The 15,036-nt window shown below is 71.2% G+C and carries 14 protein-coding genes; 4 read left to right on the top strand and 10 right to left on the bottom strand.

Annotated features, from left to right (window positions below; translation table 11 throughout):
* Positions 1 to 151: 151 nt before the first annotated feature.
* Both pafA and ADL08_RS01925 read right to left on the bottom strand, forming a co-directional pair.
* Entirely contained in the window at positions 152 to 1,513 is a 1,362-nt protein-coding gene (gene pafA, locus ADL08_RS01930; protein ID WP_053640239.1) for a Pup--protein ligase, read from the bottom strand.
* 69 nt (positions 1,514 to 1,582) lie between these two features.
* Positions 1,583 to 2,863: an MFS transporter gene (locus tag ADL08_RS01925; RefSeq protein ID WP_053640238.1), complete on the bottom strand. Its 1,281-nt coding sequence runs from the start codon at positions 2,861 to 2,863 to the stop codon at positions 1,583 to 1,585.
* Between the two features lie 123 nt (positions 2,864 to 2,986).
* On the opposite strand from ADL08_RS01925, the gene ADL08_RS01920 reads away from it, so the two are divergent.
* A complete protein-coding gene (locus ADL08_RS01920) occupies positions 2,987 to 4,006 on the top strand; it encodes a LacI family DNA-binding transcriptional regulator (RefSeq protein ID WP_053640237.1) in 1,020 nt (339 codons plus the stop codon).
* 100 nt (positions 4,007 to 4,106) lie between these two features.
* Here ADL08_RS01920 and prcA read toward each other — a convergent pair whose 3' ends face one another.
* The 5 genes from prcA to arc all read right to left on the bottom strand — a co-directional run bounded on the left by prcA (position 4,107) and on the right by arc (position 9,738).
* Positions 4,107 to 4,859, bottom strand: coding sequence for a proteasome subunit alpha (gene prcA / locus ADL08_RS01915; protein ID WP_053640236.1), 753 nt, complete (start codon positions 4,857 to 4,859; stop codon positions 4,107 to 4,109).
* Between the two features lie 44 nt (positions 4,860 to 4,903).
* Positions 4,904 to 5,743 (bottom strand): proteasome subunit beta, encoded by an 840-nt coding sequence (prcB, locus tag ADL08_RS01910; RefSeq protein WP_053640235.1) that lies wholly within the window; start codon positions 5,741 to 5,743, stop codon positions 4,904 to 4,906.
* 161 nt (positions 5,744 to 5,904) lie between these two features.
* A complete protein-coding gene (locus ADL08_RS01905; RefSeq protein ID WP_030213091.1) occupies positions 5,905 to 6,117 on the bottom strand; it encodes a ubiquitin-like protein Pup in 213 nt (70 codons plus the stop codon).
* 160 nt (positions 6,118 to 6,277) lie between these two features.
* Positions 6,278 to 7,789 (bottom strand): depupylase/deamidase Dop, encoded by a 1,512-nt coding sequence (gene dop / locus ADL08_RS01900; RefSeq protein WP_053640234.1) that lies wholly within the window; start codon positions 7,787 to 7,789, stop codon positions 6,278 to 6,280.
* 182 nt (positions 7,790 to 7,971) lie between these two features.
* Positions 7,972 to 9,738 carry a proteasome ATPase gene (gene arc / locus ADL08_RS01895; protein ID WP_053640269.1) on the bottom strand — a complete coding sequence of 589 codons (1,767 nt, stop codon included), beginning with the start codon at positions 9,736 to 9,738 and terminating at the stop codon, positions 7,972 to 7,974.
* Between the two features lie 240 nt (positions 9,739 to 9,978).
* Between arc and ADL08_RS01890 the strand changes: the two genes are divergently transcribed.
* On the top strand, positions 9,979 to 10,290 hold the full coding sequence (locus ADL08_RS01890) for a ferredoxin (RefSeq protein ID WP_053640233.1): 312 nt from the start codon (positions 9,979 to 9,981) through the stop codon (positions 10,288 to 10,290).
* 4 nt (positions 10,291 to 10,294) lie between these two features.
* Here ADL08_RS01890 and ADL08_RS01885 read toward each other — a convergent pair whose 3' ends face one another.
* The 3 genes from ADL08_RS01885 to ADL08_RS01875 form a co-directional block, all read right to left on the bottom strand.
* Complete coding sequence (locus ADL08_RS01885) at positions 10,295 to 10,873, bottom strand: hypothetical protein (protein ID WP_053640232.1); 579 nt, start codon at positions 10,871 to 10,873, stop codon at positions 10,295 to 10,297.
* Between the two features lie 229 nt (positions 10,874 to 11,102).
* Positions 11,103 to 11,990, bottom strand: a complete 888-nt coding sequence (locus tag ADL08_RS01880) for a tRNA (adenine-N1)-methyltransferase (protein ID WP_015032448.1) — start codon at positions 11,988 to 11,990, stop codon at positions 11,103 to 11,105.
* A gap of 48 nt (positions 11,991 to 12,038) precedes the next feature.
* On the bottom strand, positions 12,039 to 13,172 hold the full coding sequence (locus ADL08_RS01875; RefSeq protein WP_234351963.1) for a site-2 protease family protein: 1,134 nt from the start codon (positions 13,170 to 13,172) through the stop codon (positions 12,039 to 12,041).
* A 181-nt stretch (positions 13,173 to 13,353) separates the two neighbouring features.
* Here ADL08_RS01875 and ADL08_RS01870 point away from each other — a divergent pair, with 181 nt between their 5' ends.
* Positions 13,354 to 14,256 carry a RecB family exonuclease gene (locus ADL08_RS01870; protein WP_234351962.1) on the top strand — a complete coding sequence of 301 codons (903 nt, stop codon included), beginning with the start codon at positions 13,354 to 13,356 and terminating at the stop codon, positions 14,254 to 14,256.
* Positions 14,257 to 14,343: 87 nt separating this feature from the next.
* A complete protein-coding gene (locus tag ADL08_RS01865; protein WP_053640229.1) occupies positions 14,344 to 15,018 on the top strand; it encodes a response regulator in 675 nt (224 codons plus the stop codon).
* Positions 15,019 to 15,036 lie beyond the last annotated feature (18 nt).

Raw genomic sequence — 15,036 nt, 5'->3', positions numbered from 1 at the left:
GGACCGGACGCACAGAACCGGGACCGCACCCCCGGAGGGGCGCGGCCCCGGACACGGGCGGGCCGGACCCGGAGGACCGGGCCCGGCCGCGGACGTCGCGTTCACCCTTACGGTGACCCCGTGCGCGGTGGTTCCGTACGCGGTGGTTCCGTCACATCCCCGCGATCAGCTTCTCCACCCGGTCGTCGACGGAGCGGAACGGGTCCTTGCACAACACGGTCCGCTGCGCCTGGTCGTTGAGCTTGAGGTGGACCCAGTCGACGGTGAAGTCCCGCCGCTGCTCCTGGGCGCGGCGGATGAAGTCGCCGCGGAGTCGGGCCCGAGTGGTCTGCGGTGGCACGGACTTGCCCTCGAAGATCTTCAGGTCGTTGCAGATCCGGGCCGCCTGCCCGTTCTTCTGCAGCAGGTAGTACAGCCCACGACGGCGGTGGATGTCGTGGTAGGCGAGGTCTATCTGCGCGACCCTCGGGTTCGACATGGTCATGTTGTGCTTGGCCCGGTACCGCTCGATGAGCTTGTACTTCATGACCCAGTCGATCTCGGTCTCGATGCGGTCCAGGCGCTCGGCCTCGATCGCGTCGAGCGTGCGGCCCCACAGCTCCAGGACCTGGGCGACCGTGCCGGAGCGGATGCCGCGGCGGTCGACGAAGTCCACGGCCTTCTCGTAGTACTCGCGCTGGACCTCCAGGGCGGAGGCCTCGCGGCCGCTGGCGAGCCGGACCTTGCGCTGGCCGGTGATGTCGTGGCTGACCTCGCGGATCGCCCGGATCGGGTTCTCCAGGGTCAGGTCGCGCATCACGGTGCCGGCCTCGATCATGCGGAGCACGAGGTCGGTGGCGCCGACCTTGAGCAGCATGGTCGTCTCGGACATGTTCGAGTCGCCGACGATGACGTGGAGCCTGCGGTAGCGCTCGGCGTCGGCGTGCGGCTCGTCCCGGGTGTTGATGATGGGCCGCGAGCGGGTGGTGGCGGAGCTGACGCCCTCCCAGATGTGCTCGGCGCGCTGGGAGACGCAGTAGACCGCGCCGCGCGGGGTCTGGAGGACCTTCCCCGCACCGCAGATGAGCTGTCGGGTGACGAGGAACGGAATGAGGATGTCCGCGAGCCGGGAGAACTCCCCGTGGCGGGCGACGAGATAGTTCTCGTGGCAGCCGTAGGAGTTTCCGGCCGAGTCGGTGTTGTTCTTGAAGAGGTAGACGTCGCCCGCGATTCCCTCCTCGTGCAGGCGGCGTTCGGCGTCGACGAGCAGGCCTTCGAGAATGCGCTCGCCGGCCTTGTCGTGGGTGACCAGTTCGGTCACGTCGTCGCATTCCGGTGTGGCGTATTCCGGATGCGAACCCACGTCGAGGTACAGGCGGGCGCCGTTCCGCAGGAAGACGTTGCTGCTGCGGCCCCATGACACGACACGGCGGAAGAGGTAGCGCGCCACTTCGTCAGGAGACAGTCGGCGCTGTCCCCTGAACGTGCACGTGACGCCGTACTCGTTCTCCAGCCCGAAAATGCGGCGGTCCATGTCTGAACATTACGCCTGACGGCCTGTGCTGAAACCGGGTTGGACACTCACGTTCGGATCATTTTCCGATCAGGGCGTGTTCTTTTCGCCGTGCGCGGCGGCGGGGCCGTCCGCGTCGGCGGCGTGTCGCGCCTCGGCGTCCGGGCCGGCGGGGGCCGCCGGGGCGTCCAGGACGCGGGTGGTGGCGAGGAGGACGGCGAAGGCGACGAGGCCGCCCGCTCCGGCGACGGCGAAGCCGGACGCCGTCCCGGCGAGTTCGACGGTGGGGCCGGCGACGGCGGAGCCGAGGGCCGAGCCGACGCCGAAGGTGGTGACGAGCCAGGAGAAGGCCTCGGTGACGGTGCCGCGCGGCGCGTGCCGGTCGACGACGATGAAGGCGCAGGCGAGGGCGGGGGCCAGGAAGACGCCGGAGAGGACCGAGAGGCCCGTCATCGCCACGGGGCCCGGGACGAGGATCAGCGGCAGGTAGCAGACCGCGAGGAGCAGCACGAGGACGCGCAGGCGCCGCTCGGGCGCTCCGGCCCACTGCCGGGCGCCGTAGGCGACGCCGCCGAGGAGCGCGCCGAGGCCGAGGGCGGCCATCAGCCAGCCGTAGACGGCGGGGGCGCCCCGGTCGTCGGCGTAGGCGACGGCGGCGACGGTGATGGAGCCCAGGGCGAGGCCGACGAAGAAGAAGGAGCCGAGGAGGGCGAGGAGGCCGGGCGAGCGCAGGGCGCCCAGCCAGTGGGCCTCGCGGGGCGCGGAGCGCCAGGCGCGGGAGGGCTCGGAGAGGACGACGGCGAGGGCGCCGAGGACGCCGAGGGCGTTGATGACGAGGAGGGCGGCGGCGGGCGACCAGAGGGAGACCAGGAGGGTCAGCAGCAGGGGCCCGGCGGTGAACATGACCTCCTGGGCGACCGCGTCGAGGGCGTACGCCCGGTGGACCCGGTCCGCGCGGCCGAGGACGCTCGGCCACAGGGCCCGCAGCCCGCCCTCCAGGGGCGGGGTGAAGAGGCCCGCGAGGACGACGGCCGCGTAGGCGAGGCCGAGGTGTCCGATGCCGGTGAGGGCGAGCAGGGCCATGCCGAGGGCGGAGAGGACCGCGGCGGGCAGCTGGACCCGGGGCTGGCCCTTGAGGTCGACGGCCCGGCCGAGGAGGGGCTGGCCGAGGGCGGTGGCGACGCCGTAGGCGGCGATGAGGCCGCCGGCGAGGGTGTAGCTGCCGCCCTGGTCGCGGACGAAGAGGGTGAGGGCGACGGGGCCGGTGCCGTTGGGCAGGCGTCCCACGAGGGTCCCGGCGAGGAGCCGGGCGGCGTGCGGCGCCCTGAGGATGTCCAGATAGCCGCCGCGTGCCGGTGCCTCGGTGGCCATGTCGGTCTCCCCTCGCCCGGGATCCCCCGAGGTTTTACGTATAACGTCCGACGTCATACGTACCATGTCGGCTGTACGCGGGTCCACTCCGCGTCCCTGGGACCGTCCGACGCGGAGGCTTGTGTGCAGACCCCGGAGCCGCTCGGCGGCACGCGCCCGACCAGCCGGGACGTCGCCCGGGCGGCGGGCGTCTCGCAGGCCACCGTCTCCCTGGTGCTCGGCGACAAGTGGCGCGGCCGGGTCTCCGAGCGCACCGCCGGCGCGGTGCGGGAGGCCGCCCGGGAGCTCGGCTACCGGCCCAACCTGGCCGCCCGCAACCTCCGGCTCGGCCGCACCAGGACGGCCCTGCTCGTCGTCCCGGCCCTCACCAACGAGTTCTTCGCCCACGTCTACACGGGCGCCGCCGCGGCGGCCGCGCGGCAGGGCTTCGGGGTCGTCCTCTACCCCTCCCCCGACGGCCTGGGACCGGCCCGGGACCCCTTCGCCTCGGCGCAGGCCGCCCTCGACGGCGTGATCGCCTCGTCCATGGCGACCGACGCCCTGGAGGCCTTCCGGGGCTCCGACCTGCCGCTCGTCATGCTCGACAGCGACCCGGCCGGCACCGGCGCCGCCGCCCATGTGAACCTCGACGTCGCGGACGGGATGCGCCGGGTCACCGAGCACCTGCTCGGCCTCGGCCACCGCCGCTTCCTGCACCTGGCGTCCGCGGCCCCGTCCTGGACCTTCGACGTCCGGGCGGACGCGCTCGCCCTGGCCCTGCGCGGGACGGACGTCCGCACCGTGCGGTCGCCGCTGAACGTCGCGGACGCGCGGGAGACCGCGCACCGGGCCCTCGCCGCCCCGGGGCCCCGTCCCACGGCGGTGGTGTGCGACGACGACGTCCTCGCGGCCGGCGTCTACAAGGCCGCGCGCCGGCTCGGTCTGCGCGTGCCCGAGGACCTGTCGGTCACCGGTTTCGACGACATGGCCCTGGCCACGGTGGTCGAGCCGGAGCTCACCACCGTCCGGCTGCCCGCCGAGGAGTTCGGCCGGCGGGGCATGGAGGCGCTCCTCGCCGTCCTCGCGGGCGCACCGCCCCGGCCGGACACCCTTCCCGTCGCCCTGGTCACCCGGGGCTCCTCGGGACCCGCCCCGGCCGCCTGAGGCCCTCCCCCGGGGGGCTTCCCCCGAAGCCCGGAACCGGAGGCGGACGTGCCGAGGGGCCCGGCCCGCTCGCGGGCCGGGCCCCTCGGGCGGGACCGTCCTACTCCTCGGGAGCCTCGTCGGAGGGCTCGTCCGTCTTCGTCACCGCCGCGTTGTCCGCGCCCAGGAGGCGCGACAGCTGCCGGCCGACGATCCGCTTGAACTTGCGCTGCTGCGGGCGCGTGCGGTCCAGGACCGCCACCTCCAGGCGCTCGGCGGGGATCTCCCGCTCGCTGCCGTTGGTGTCCCGCGAGAGCGCCTGCACGGCCAGCTTCAGGGCCTCGGCCAGGGACATGCCGTCCCGGTGCCGCTGGTCCAGGAAGGAGCCGATCTGCTCGGCGTTCCCGCCGACCGCGACCGAGCCGTGCTCGTCGACGATCGAGCCGTCGTGGGGCAGCCGGTAGATCTGGTCGCCCTCCGGCTCGGTGCCGACCTCGGCGACGACCAGCTCCACCTCGTACGGCTTCTCCCCCGCGCTGGAGAAGATGGTGCCGAGCGTCTGCGCGTAGACGTTGGCCAGGCCGCGCGCGGTGACGTCGTCCCGGTCGTAGGTGTAGCCGCGCAGGTCGGCGTAGCGCACGCCGCCGATGCGCAGGTTCTCGTACTCGTTGTACTTGCCGGCGGCCGCGAAGCCGATCCGGTCGTAGATCTCGCTGAACTTGTGGAGGGCGCGGGACGGGTTCTCGCCGACGAAGACGATGCCGTCGGTGTACTGGAGGACGACGAGGCTGCGGCCGCGGGCGATGCCCTTGCGGGCGTACTCGGCCCGGTCGGCCATGGCCTGCTGGGGTGAGACGTAGAACGGAGTGGACACCGGCGGTCCGTCCCTTTCTTCTGGGCTTCTGGAGCGACGAGTGGTCAGAGCAGGGCGGCGCGCGGCCCGTCGGGCTGCTCAAGCCGTCGCTCGGTGACCGACCGGGCCAGGTCGGAGGACTCGGCCTCGGTGAGCCTGCGGAAGCCCTCGTCGGTGATGACGGTGACGATCGGGAAGATCCGGCGGGCCATGTCCGGGCCGCCGGTCGCGGAGTCGTCGTCCGCCGCGTCGTACAGCGCCTGCACGACCAGCGTGGTGGCCTGCTGCTCGGTGAGGTCGTCGCGGTAGAGCTTCTTCATCGAGCCGCGCGCGAAGATCGAACCCGAGCCGGTGGCGGCGAAGCCGTGCTCCTCGGAGCGGCCGCCGGTCACGTCGTAGGAGAAGATCCGGCCCTTCTCCTTGCCCTCGTCCCAGCCCGCGAAGAGCGGCACGACGGCGAGGCCCTGCATGGCCATGCCGAGGTTGCCGCGGATCATGGTGGACAGGCGGTTCGCCTTGCCCTCCAGGGAGAGCGTCGCGCCCTCCACCTTCTCGAAGTGCTCCAGCTCCAGCTGGAACAGCTTGACCATCTCCACCGCCAGGCCGGCGGTGCCGGCGATGCCGACCGCGGAGTACTCGTCGGCCGGGAACACCTTCTCGATGTCCCGCTGCGCGATCATGTTGCCCATGGTGGCGCGGCGGTCACCGGCGAGGACGACCCCGCCGGGGAACGTGGCGGCCACGATGGTCGTGCCGTGGGGGGCCTCGACGATGCCCTCCGGAAGCTTCCGGTTGCCGGGGAGCACATCCGGCGAGTGCGCGGACAGGAAGTCCATGAACGAGGACGAGCCCGGCGTCAGGAAGGCCGCCGGCAGACGCCCGGTGCTACGAGGGTTGGCTTCCACGCGATTCCTTCCGGGTGGGAGAGTCGGCCCGCCGTGGGGAGCGCGGGCCGATCTTGCTTGCTGTGCACGGACCTTACCCGTGCCACGGCCTGTCACCCGTCCCCGGACCCACGGCTTTGTCCGGGGCTCCGGGGACGGAGGACGACAGGTGCGCGAGGCTGCTACTCGCCGCCCTTTTGCACGAACGATCGAACGAAGTCCTCGGCGTTCTCCTCCAGGACGTCGTCGATCTCGTCCAGGACGGAGTCCACGTCCTCGCTCAGCTTCTCCTGGCGCTCCTGGAGGTCGGAGCTCGCCTCCGTGGTGGTCTCCTCGACCTCCTCCGTGGAGCGCGTCGCCTTCTGCTGTCCGCCGCCGGTGTCCTTGGTCGCCATATCCCTCACCCCGCTCGAATCGGCCCGCTCGGTTGAGTCCTTACAAGATCAGACCCTATAGGTCGGGTCCGACTTCGGCCTCGTGGTTTCCACAACGCCCGGGCACTGGTTCCATGATTCCCAGCGCCGGGGCATTTCAGGCGCGTACCGGTCTCCCGGTTCAGTTGCCCGAGAGCACGCGCACCAGTTCCTCCGCCGTGCGACAGCGGTCCAGGAGCGATTTCACGTGTTCCTTGGTGCCCCGGAGGGGCTCCAGGGTCGGGACGCGCTGGAGCGAGTCCCGGCCCGGCAGGTCGAAGATCACCGAGTCCCAGGAGGCCGCGGCGACGTCGTCCGCGTACTGCTCCAGACAGCGGCCCCGGAAGTAGGCCCGGGTGTCCTCGGGAGGCGCCGTCTCGGCCCGCTCCACCTCGGTCTCGTCCAGGAGCCGCTTCATGCGCCCGCGGGCCGCCAGCCGGTTGTAGAGGCCCTTGTCGGGGCGCACGTCCGCGTACTGGAGGTCCACCAGGTGCAGCCGGGCGGCGTCCCAGTCCAGGCCGTCGCGGCGCCGGTAGCCCTCCATGAGCTCCCGCTTGGCGATCCAGTCGAGTTCGCCGGCCAGGCTCATGGGGTCGTTCTCCAGCCGGTTGAGGGTGTCCTCCCAGCGCGTCAGGACGTCCTTGGTCTGCTCGTCCGCGTCCGTGCCGTACCGCTCGTCCACGTACTTCCTGGCCAGCTCGAAGTACTCCATCTGGAGCTGCACGGCGGTGAGTGTCCGGCCGCTGCGGAGCGTGACCAGGTACTGGAGCGAGGGGTCGTGCGAGACGTGGTGGAGGGTGCGGACCGGCTGGTCGACGGCGAGGTCGACGGTGATGAAGCCGTCCTCGATCATCGACAGGACCAGCGCGGTGGTGCCCAGCTTGAGGTAGGTCGAGATCTCCGAGAGGTTGGCGTCGCCGATGATCACATGGAGGCGGCGGTAGCGCTCGGCGTCGGCGTGCGGCTCGTCCCGGGTGTTGATGATGGGCCGTTTGAGGGTGGTCTCCAGGCCCACCTCGACCTCGAAGTAGTCGGCGCGCTGGCTGATCTGGAAGCCGTGCTGCCGCCCGTCCTGGCCGATGCCGACCCGTCCCGCGCCGGTCACGACCTGGCGGGAGACGAAGAAGGGGGTCAGGTGGCGCACGATGTCCGAGAAGGGGGTCTCCCGCTTCATCAGGTAGTTCTCGTGCGTGCCGTAGGACGCGCCCTTGTTGTCGGTGTTGTTCTTGTACAGGTGGATGGGCTGGGCGCCGGGGAGCTGGGCGGCGCGCTCGGCGGCCTCCGCCATGATCCGCTCGCCGGCCTTGTCCCAGAGGACGGCGTCGCGGGGGTTGGTGACCTCGGGCGAGCTGTACTCCGGATGGGCGTGGTCCACGTAGAGGCGGGCCCCATTGGTGAGGATCACGTTGGCGAGGCCGATGTCCTCGTCGGTGAGCTGGCTGGAGTCGGCCACCTCGCGGGCGAGGTCGAAGCCGCGGGCGTCCCGCAGCGGGTTCTCCTCCTCGAAGTCCCAGCGGGCGCGGCGCGCCCGGTGCATCGCCGCCGCGTAGGCGTTGACGATCTGGGACGAGGTGAGCATGGCATTGGCGTTCGGGTGTCCCGGGACGGAGATCCCGTACTCCGTCTCGATGCCCATTACTCGCCGTACGGTCATGCGGCCCTCCTTGCCCGGCGGCGCTCACTGTGCGCGACTCGGCTGTACCGAAGAGCCTAGATCGGCTCCGCGCTGGTGGGGAGATGAGTTGCGGTATTCCCCTGTGATGCCGGGGGAAATGCTGGATGGAATGCGTCGGCTGCGGATGCCCGGTTTCCGGGCATCCGCAGCCGGTGGGCGTTTTACAGGTACTGACCGGTATTGGCCACCGTGTCGATGGAGCGTCCGGTGTCCGCGCCCTGCTTTCCGGTGACGAGCGTGCGGATGAACACGATCCGCTCGCCCTTCTTTCCGGAGATGCGGGCCCAGTCGTCGGGGTTGGTGGTGTTGGGCAGGTCCTCGTTCTCCTTGAACTCGTCCACGCACGCCTGGAGGAGGTGGGAGACCCGGATGCCCTTCTGGTTGTGGTCGAGGAAGGCCTTGATGGCCATCTTCTTGGCCCGGTCGACGATGTTCTGGATCATCGCGCCGGAGTTGAAGTCCTTGAAGTACAGGACTTCCTTGTCGCCGTTGGCGTACGTGACTTCGAGGAAGCGGTTCTCCTCGGACTCCGCGTACATCTGCTCGACGACGGACTGGATCATTCCGTGGGCGGCGGCGGCCTTGGAGCCGGCGTGCTCGGAGACGTCGTCCTCGTGCAGCGGCAGGTTGCCGGTGAGGTACTTCGCGAAGATGTCCTTCGCCGCCTCCGCGTCCGGACGCTCGATCTTGATCTTGACGTCGAGCCGGCCGGGCCGCAGGATCGCGGGGTCGATCATGTCCTCGCGGTTGGAGGCGCCGATGACGATGACGTTCTCCAGGCCCTCCACGCCGTCGATCTCGGCGAGCAGCTGCGGGACGATGGTGTTCTCCACGTCCGAGCTGACACCGGATCCGCGGGTGCGGAAGAGGGATTCCATCTCGTCGAAGAAGACGATGACGGGGGTGCCCTCGCTCGCCTTCTCCCGGGCACGCTGGAAGACCAGGCGGATGTGCCGCTCGGTCTCGCCGACGTACTTGTTGAGGAGCTCGGGGCCCTTGATGTTGAGGAAGTAGGACTTCCCCGCGGGCTGGCCGGTCACCTCGGCGACCTTCTTGGCCAGGGAATTGGCCACGGCCTTCGCGATCAGCGTCTTGCCGCAGCCGGGCGGGCCGTAGAGCAGGATGCCCTTCGGCGGCCGCAGTTCGTGCTCCTTGAAGAGGTCCGGGTGGAGGTACGGGAGCTCGACCGCGTCGCGGATCAGTTCGATCTGGTTGCCCAGGCCGCCGATCTTCTCGTAGTCGACGTCCGGGACCTCTTCGAGGACGAGCTCTTCGACCTCGCTCTTGGGGACCACCTCGTAGACGTAGCCGGACCGGGGGTCGAGCAGCAGGGCGTCGCCGGAGCGGATGGTGACGTCCAGCAGGGGCTCGGCGAGCCTCACCACCCTCTCCTCGTCCGTGTGCCCGACCACCAGGGCGCGCTCGCCGTCCTCCAGGATCTCCTTGAGGGTGACGATGTCGCCGGCGCGCTCGAACTCCATGGCCTCGACCACGTTGAGCGCTTCGTTGAGCATGACCTCCTGGCCGCGCCGGAGCTCTTCGAGCTCGATGCTGGGGCTGACGTTCACCCGGAGCTTGCGGCCGCCGGTGAAGATGTCGCACGTGCCGTCCTCGTTGGCCTGCAGGAAGACACCGAAGCCGGCCGGCGGCTGTGCGAGCCGGTCGACCTCCTCCTTGAGGGCCACGATCTGGTCGCGGGCCTCACGGAGCGTGTTCGCCAGACGTTCGTTCTGCGCGGACACGCCGGCCAGGTTGGTCTGCAGCTCGACGATCCGCTCTTCGAGAATCCTCGTATGGCGCGGAGAGTCGGCGAGCTTGCGGCGCAGGACGGCGATTTCCTGCTCGAGATAGGCAACCTGACCGGCGGGGTCTTCAGACCCTCGCCCCGGCCGGATGCCGCGGTTGATGTCGTCGTCGTGGGCTGCCACGGTCCTCACCTCCTCCAAGGGGAGCTGGACGCTTCCTGACCCTACCTGCGTGGGTGGTGATTGAAACCCCTAGATCAAAAAGACTCCGAGGTGTGTCCGATCTTCACCCTTGCGCTTCCCCTCTCGCCAGGGGAATACCCACCCTTCACCGTCTGAAAGCGGGCGGTTGTATCGTCGTCATTGGCCAACACCCGCCAAGGGTGGCCCGACTTATCGCGCGAAGCAGAAATGGCAGGAGACATGACCGTGCAGGACGAGGCCCCGGCGACGGGCGCCGGCGAGGCGCTGGAGGTCTGGATCGACCAGGACCTGTGCACCGGGGACGGGATCTGCGCGCAGTACGCCCCGGAGGTCTTCGAGCTGGACATCGACGGGCTCGCTTATGTGAAGAGCGCCGACGACGAGCTCCTCCAGGACACCGGCGCCACCACCCCGGTGCCGCTGCCGCTGCTCCAGGACGTGGTGGACTCCGCGAAGGAGTGCCCGGGCGACTGCATCCACGTGCGCCGGGTCGCGGACAAGGTCGAGGTGTACGGCCCCGACGCGGAGTGACGGGTCAGGCGCTCCGCGCCTCGTCCTGGCCGGCGCGGACGAAGGCGCCGCCCCGCCAGCGCCAGCTGACCTGCTCCTTCTCGTCCGGGCAGCAGCGGGGCACGTCCAGGGACGAGTAGCCGAGGAGGGTGGCGAGCACCGCCCCGTCGCGTACGGCGAGCTCGGTGACGCTCCGGTGCTGGTCCGGTGCGACGAGCGTGGCCACCACGCGCGCGGGTGCGTCCGTCCCCTTGCCCCGGGTGAGGACGTAGACGCCGCTCGGCGGGGTTCCGGAGCCGGCTTCGCAGTGCACGACCGCAACGGTCTCGGGGTTCCCGTCGCCGTCGAGGTCCCCCGAGACCCGCTTGGCGACCGTACGGGGACCTCCCCCGCACTCCAGGGGGTAGGCGGCCGCCGCGGCCTCGGGGGCGGGTGCCGGGCGGGGGGCGGCGGTCGCGGTGGCGGTGGTCGCGGCGGGGCCGGGCTGGAGGAGTCCCGCGAGGGCGACGACCGCGGCGGTCGCGGTGGCGGTGGCCAGCCAGTGCATCGGCCCGGCGTGGGTGTGCGCGAGGTCGGTGAGGTCCGGGGCGGCGGGGAGCTGCACGCGAGACGTCTCCTGTGGGGTGGTGCGGCGAGGGTTTCCGGCATCGTGCCACACGTCACAGGGCGACGGAACACGTGGGGTGAGCGCCGGACGGCCTTCTCCCGGCGGGCTCGCACCGTTTTCCGGAGGTCCCGGACCGTTCCCGGGAGGGCTCGAACGCGAGGAAGCCGCCGTCGAGTTCCTCCCGGGGGCGGGAACTCGACGGCGGCGTGACCCGGGTGTCGGGACGTCAGCCCTTGTTGGGGCCTTCGTAGTCCTCGCCGTAGGCGCCCTTGGCGGGGCGGCGGCGGCGCATCGGGGGCTCGACCCCGTCCGCGAGGCGGCGGGCGGTGACGAGGAAGCCGGTGTGGCCGATCATGCGGTGGTCGGGACGGACGGCGAGGCCCTCGACGTGCCAGTTGCGGATCATGGACTCCCAGGGCTGCGGCTCGGCGTAGCAGCCGAACTCGCGGATGGACTCCACGGTGCGGGCGAGCTGGGTGGTGGTCGCCACGTAGCAGCAGAGGATGCCGCCGGGGACGAGGGCCTTGGAGACGGCCTCCAGGCACTCCCAGGGGGCGAGCATGTCCAGGATGACGCGGTCGACGTCGGTGTCGGACAGGTTGTCCTGGAGGTCGCCGACGGTCAGCTGCCACGCGGGGTGGGGGCCGCCGAAGTAGCGCTCGACGTTGCCCTTGGCGATCTCGGCGAAGTCCTCGCGGCGCTCGTAGGAGTGCAGCATGCCGCTGTCTCCGATGGCGCGCAGGAGGAAGCTGCTCAGCGATCCCGAGCCCACCCCGGCCTCCACGACGCGGGCGCCGGGGAAGATGTCGGCGAAGGCCAGGATCTGCCCCGCGTCCTTGGGGTAGACCACGGCGGCGCCGCGGGGCATGGACAGGACGTAGTCGGGGAGCAGGGGGCGCAGCGCGAGGTAGGCGACGTTTCCGGTGGTGCGGACAACGCTGCCCTCGGGGGCGCCGATCAGTTCGTCGTGCGGGAAAGAACCCTTGTGGGTGTGGAAGTTCTTTCCCTCTTCGAGCGTGAACGTGTAGTGACGGCCCTTGGGGTCGGTCAGCTGAACCTGGTCCCCGACCTTGAAGGGCCCGCGTCGGCGGGCGGCACCGGTCGGTTCGGACATACGAGCACCTTATCAAGGGCTTCCGGGCCGGAGAGCCGCGTACCGGGGTCAGGAACCGGGCCGGGCCATGGCCTTCACGAAGGCCCGCTCGACGTCCGCGGTGGAGAGGACGCCGTAGATCTCGCCGGTCTCCTCGACGACCAGGTACTCGGTGGCCGGGCTGGCGCGGAGGTGGTCGAGGAGGGGCTGTCCGGTGAGCTCGGCCGGGACCCGCATGCCGTCGGCGAGGTCCTGGGCGAGGGTGCTGACGGCGACCCAGGGGCGCCGGTGCTGGGGCACGGCGGCGATGGCGGCCTCGCGGACGATGCCGGTGGGCTCGCCGGTGGCGTCGACGACCACGAGGGCGCGGGCACCCGCCTCGTTGGCGCGGCGGAGGGCCTCGGAGAGCGGGGTGACGGGCTCCACGGGGACGGCGCGCCGGGTGAGGGAGCGGGCGCGGAGCTCGGGGAGGTGCTCGCGCAGCCGGGCCATGCGGAGGCTGTTGCCGGCGCCGGTCCAGATGATCGCGGCGAGGATCGCGGCGAGCAGGGCGTCGGTGACGGTGTCGAAGCCGCTGATGTCCTCGGTGGAGTTGCCGAGGAGTCCGGTGCGGGTCAGCAGGGGCAGGCCGACGAGGACGAGGACGGCGAGGGCGCGGCCGACCCAGGCGGCGGCGACGGTGCCGCTCATGGGCTTGCCGGTGATCTTCCAGATGACGGCGCGGAGCATCCGGCCGCCGTCGAGCGGGAGGCCGGGGAGCAGGTTGAAGACGGCGACGATCAGGTTGGAGATCATCAGGCCGGCGAGGAGGACGCCGGGGACGGTGCCGGGTTCGACGGCGTACAGGGAGAGGTAGAACAGGCCGGCGAGGACGAGGGAGAGGAGGGGGCCGACGAAGGCGAGGACGAACTCGCGGCCGGGGGTCTCGCTCTCCTTCTCGATCTCGGAGACGCCGCCGAAGAACTGGAGCTGGATGCGGCGCACGGGCAGCTTGAAGCGGAGCGCGGCGATCGTGTGGGCCAGCTCGTGGACGAGGACGGAGGCGTAGAAGGCGACCGCGAAGAAGAGGGAGACGAGGTAGCGGGCGGCGCCGAGGTCGGGCAGGACGCGTTCGATCTGGTCGCCGAAGACCCAGGTGATGAGGGCGGCGACCAGGAACCAGCTGGGGGCGACGTAGACGGGCACGCCGAAGGGCCGGCCCATGAGGATGCCTCCGCCGGGCTCCTCGGTCCGCTGCGGCTTGGGCTCGTCCTGGTTCACGGGTTCCTTTCGTCGCGCCGGTGTGACCCGCGTCGGTGCGTCACGGTTCGATCATGCAGTGCGACGGGGTCCCGGGTCGATGGTATGCGTCCGGTTGTCGGTGGCGGGTCGTAGGGTCGGGGTCATGAGTACGAGCGAGCGGGTGCCGGCGGAGCCGAGGGCGCCCATGTCGTTGTCGCCCTCGCGGGCGAGCGACTTCATGCAGTGTCCGCTGCTGTACCGGTTCCGGGTGATCGACCGGCTGCCGGAGAAGCCGAGTCCGGCGGCGACCCGGGGCACGCTGGTGCACGCCGTGCTGGAGCGGCTCTTCGACGATCCGGCGGCGGAGCGGACGGCGCCGCGGGCGAAGGCGATGGTGCCGGGGCAGTGGGAGCGGCTGCTCGCGTCGAAGCCGGAGCTGGGCGAGCTGTTCGCGGAGGACCCGGACGGGGAGCGGCTCGCGGGCTGGCTGGGCGAGGCGGAGGGGCTGGTCGAGCGGTGGTTCACGCTGGAGGATCCGACGCGTCTGGAGCCGGCCGAGCGCGAGCTGTTCGTGGAGACGGAGCTGGATTCGGGGCTGCGGCTGCGCGGGGTGATCGACCGGATCGACGTGGCGCCCTCGGGCGACGTGCGGATCGTCGACTACAAGACGGGCAAGGCGCCCCGGCCGGAGTACCGGGACGGCGCGCTGTTCCAGATGACCTTCTACGCCCTGGTGGTCCGGCGGCTGAAGGGGGTGGTCCCGAGGCGGCTCCAGCTGGTGTACCTGGGCAGCGGGGAGGTGCTGACGTACGACCCGGTGGAGGCGGACCTGCTGCGGGTGGAGCGGAAGCTGCTCGCGCTGTGGGAGGCGATCCGGCTGGCGACGGAGACGGGCGACTGGCGGCCGCGGCCGACGAAGCTGTGCGGCTGGTGCGACCACCGGGCGGTCTGTCCGGAGTTCGGCGGGACTCCCCCGGTCTATCCGCTGGAGATCGTTTCGGTGCGGCCGCCGGAGTCCGGCGGATCGGGGCAGGGCAGAATGGACCCGGCCCCGCCCGCACCGTAGGGGGCCGCCCGCACCGCGGGGGCCGGGCCCGTTCCGCGGGGGCCGGCCCCGTGAGCCCCGTGAGTCCAGCCCCCTGAAGGAGCCCCTGTGACGATCCGCGTCCTCCTGGTCGACGATCAGCCGCTGTTGCGCACCGGCTTCCGGATGATTCTGGAGGCGGAGCAGGACATCGCGGTGGTGGGTGAGGCCGGGGACGGTCTCCAGGCGCAGGAGCAGGTGCGCGCGCTCCAGCCGGACGTGGTGCTCATGGACATCCGGATGCCGCGGATGGACGGGGTGGAGGCGACCCGGCAGATCACGGGTCCGGGCCGGGACGGTCCGGCGAAGGTCCTCGTCCTGACCACCTTCGACCTGGACGAGTACGTGGTGGAGGCGCTGCGGGCCGGTGCGAGCGGCTTCCTCCTGAAGGACGCCCCGGCGAACGAGCTGGTGCAGGCGATCCGGGTGGTGGCGGCGGGCGAGGCGATGCTGGCGCCGTCGATCACGCGCCGGCTGCTCGACAAGTACTCGGCCCACCTGCCGACGGGCGAGGAGCAGATGCCCGACACGCTGAACACCTTGACCGACCGTGAGGTGGAGGTGCTGAAGCTGGTGGCGCGGGGCCTGTCGAACGCGGAGATCGCGGCGGACCTGTTCGTCAGCGAGACGACGGTGAAGACCCATGTGGGGCACGTGCTGACGAAGCTGCGGCTGCGGGACCGGGTGCAGGCGGCGGTGTACGCGTACGAGAGCGGTCTGGTGCGGCCCGGCGGCAACCAGTAGCGGAGACGACAGAGGGGC

This window comes from Streptomyces sp. NRRL F-6492, from assembly GCF_001280125.1.
Taxonomy (GTDB): Bacteria; Actinomycetota; Actinomycetes; order Streptomycetales; family Streptomycetaceae; genus Streptomyces.
This window is presented reverse-complemented; position numbering and strand designations above follow the sequence as displayed.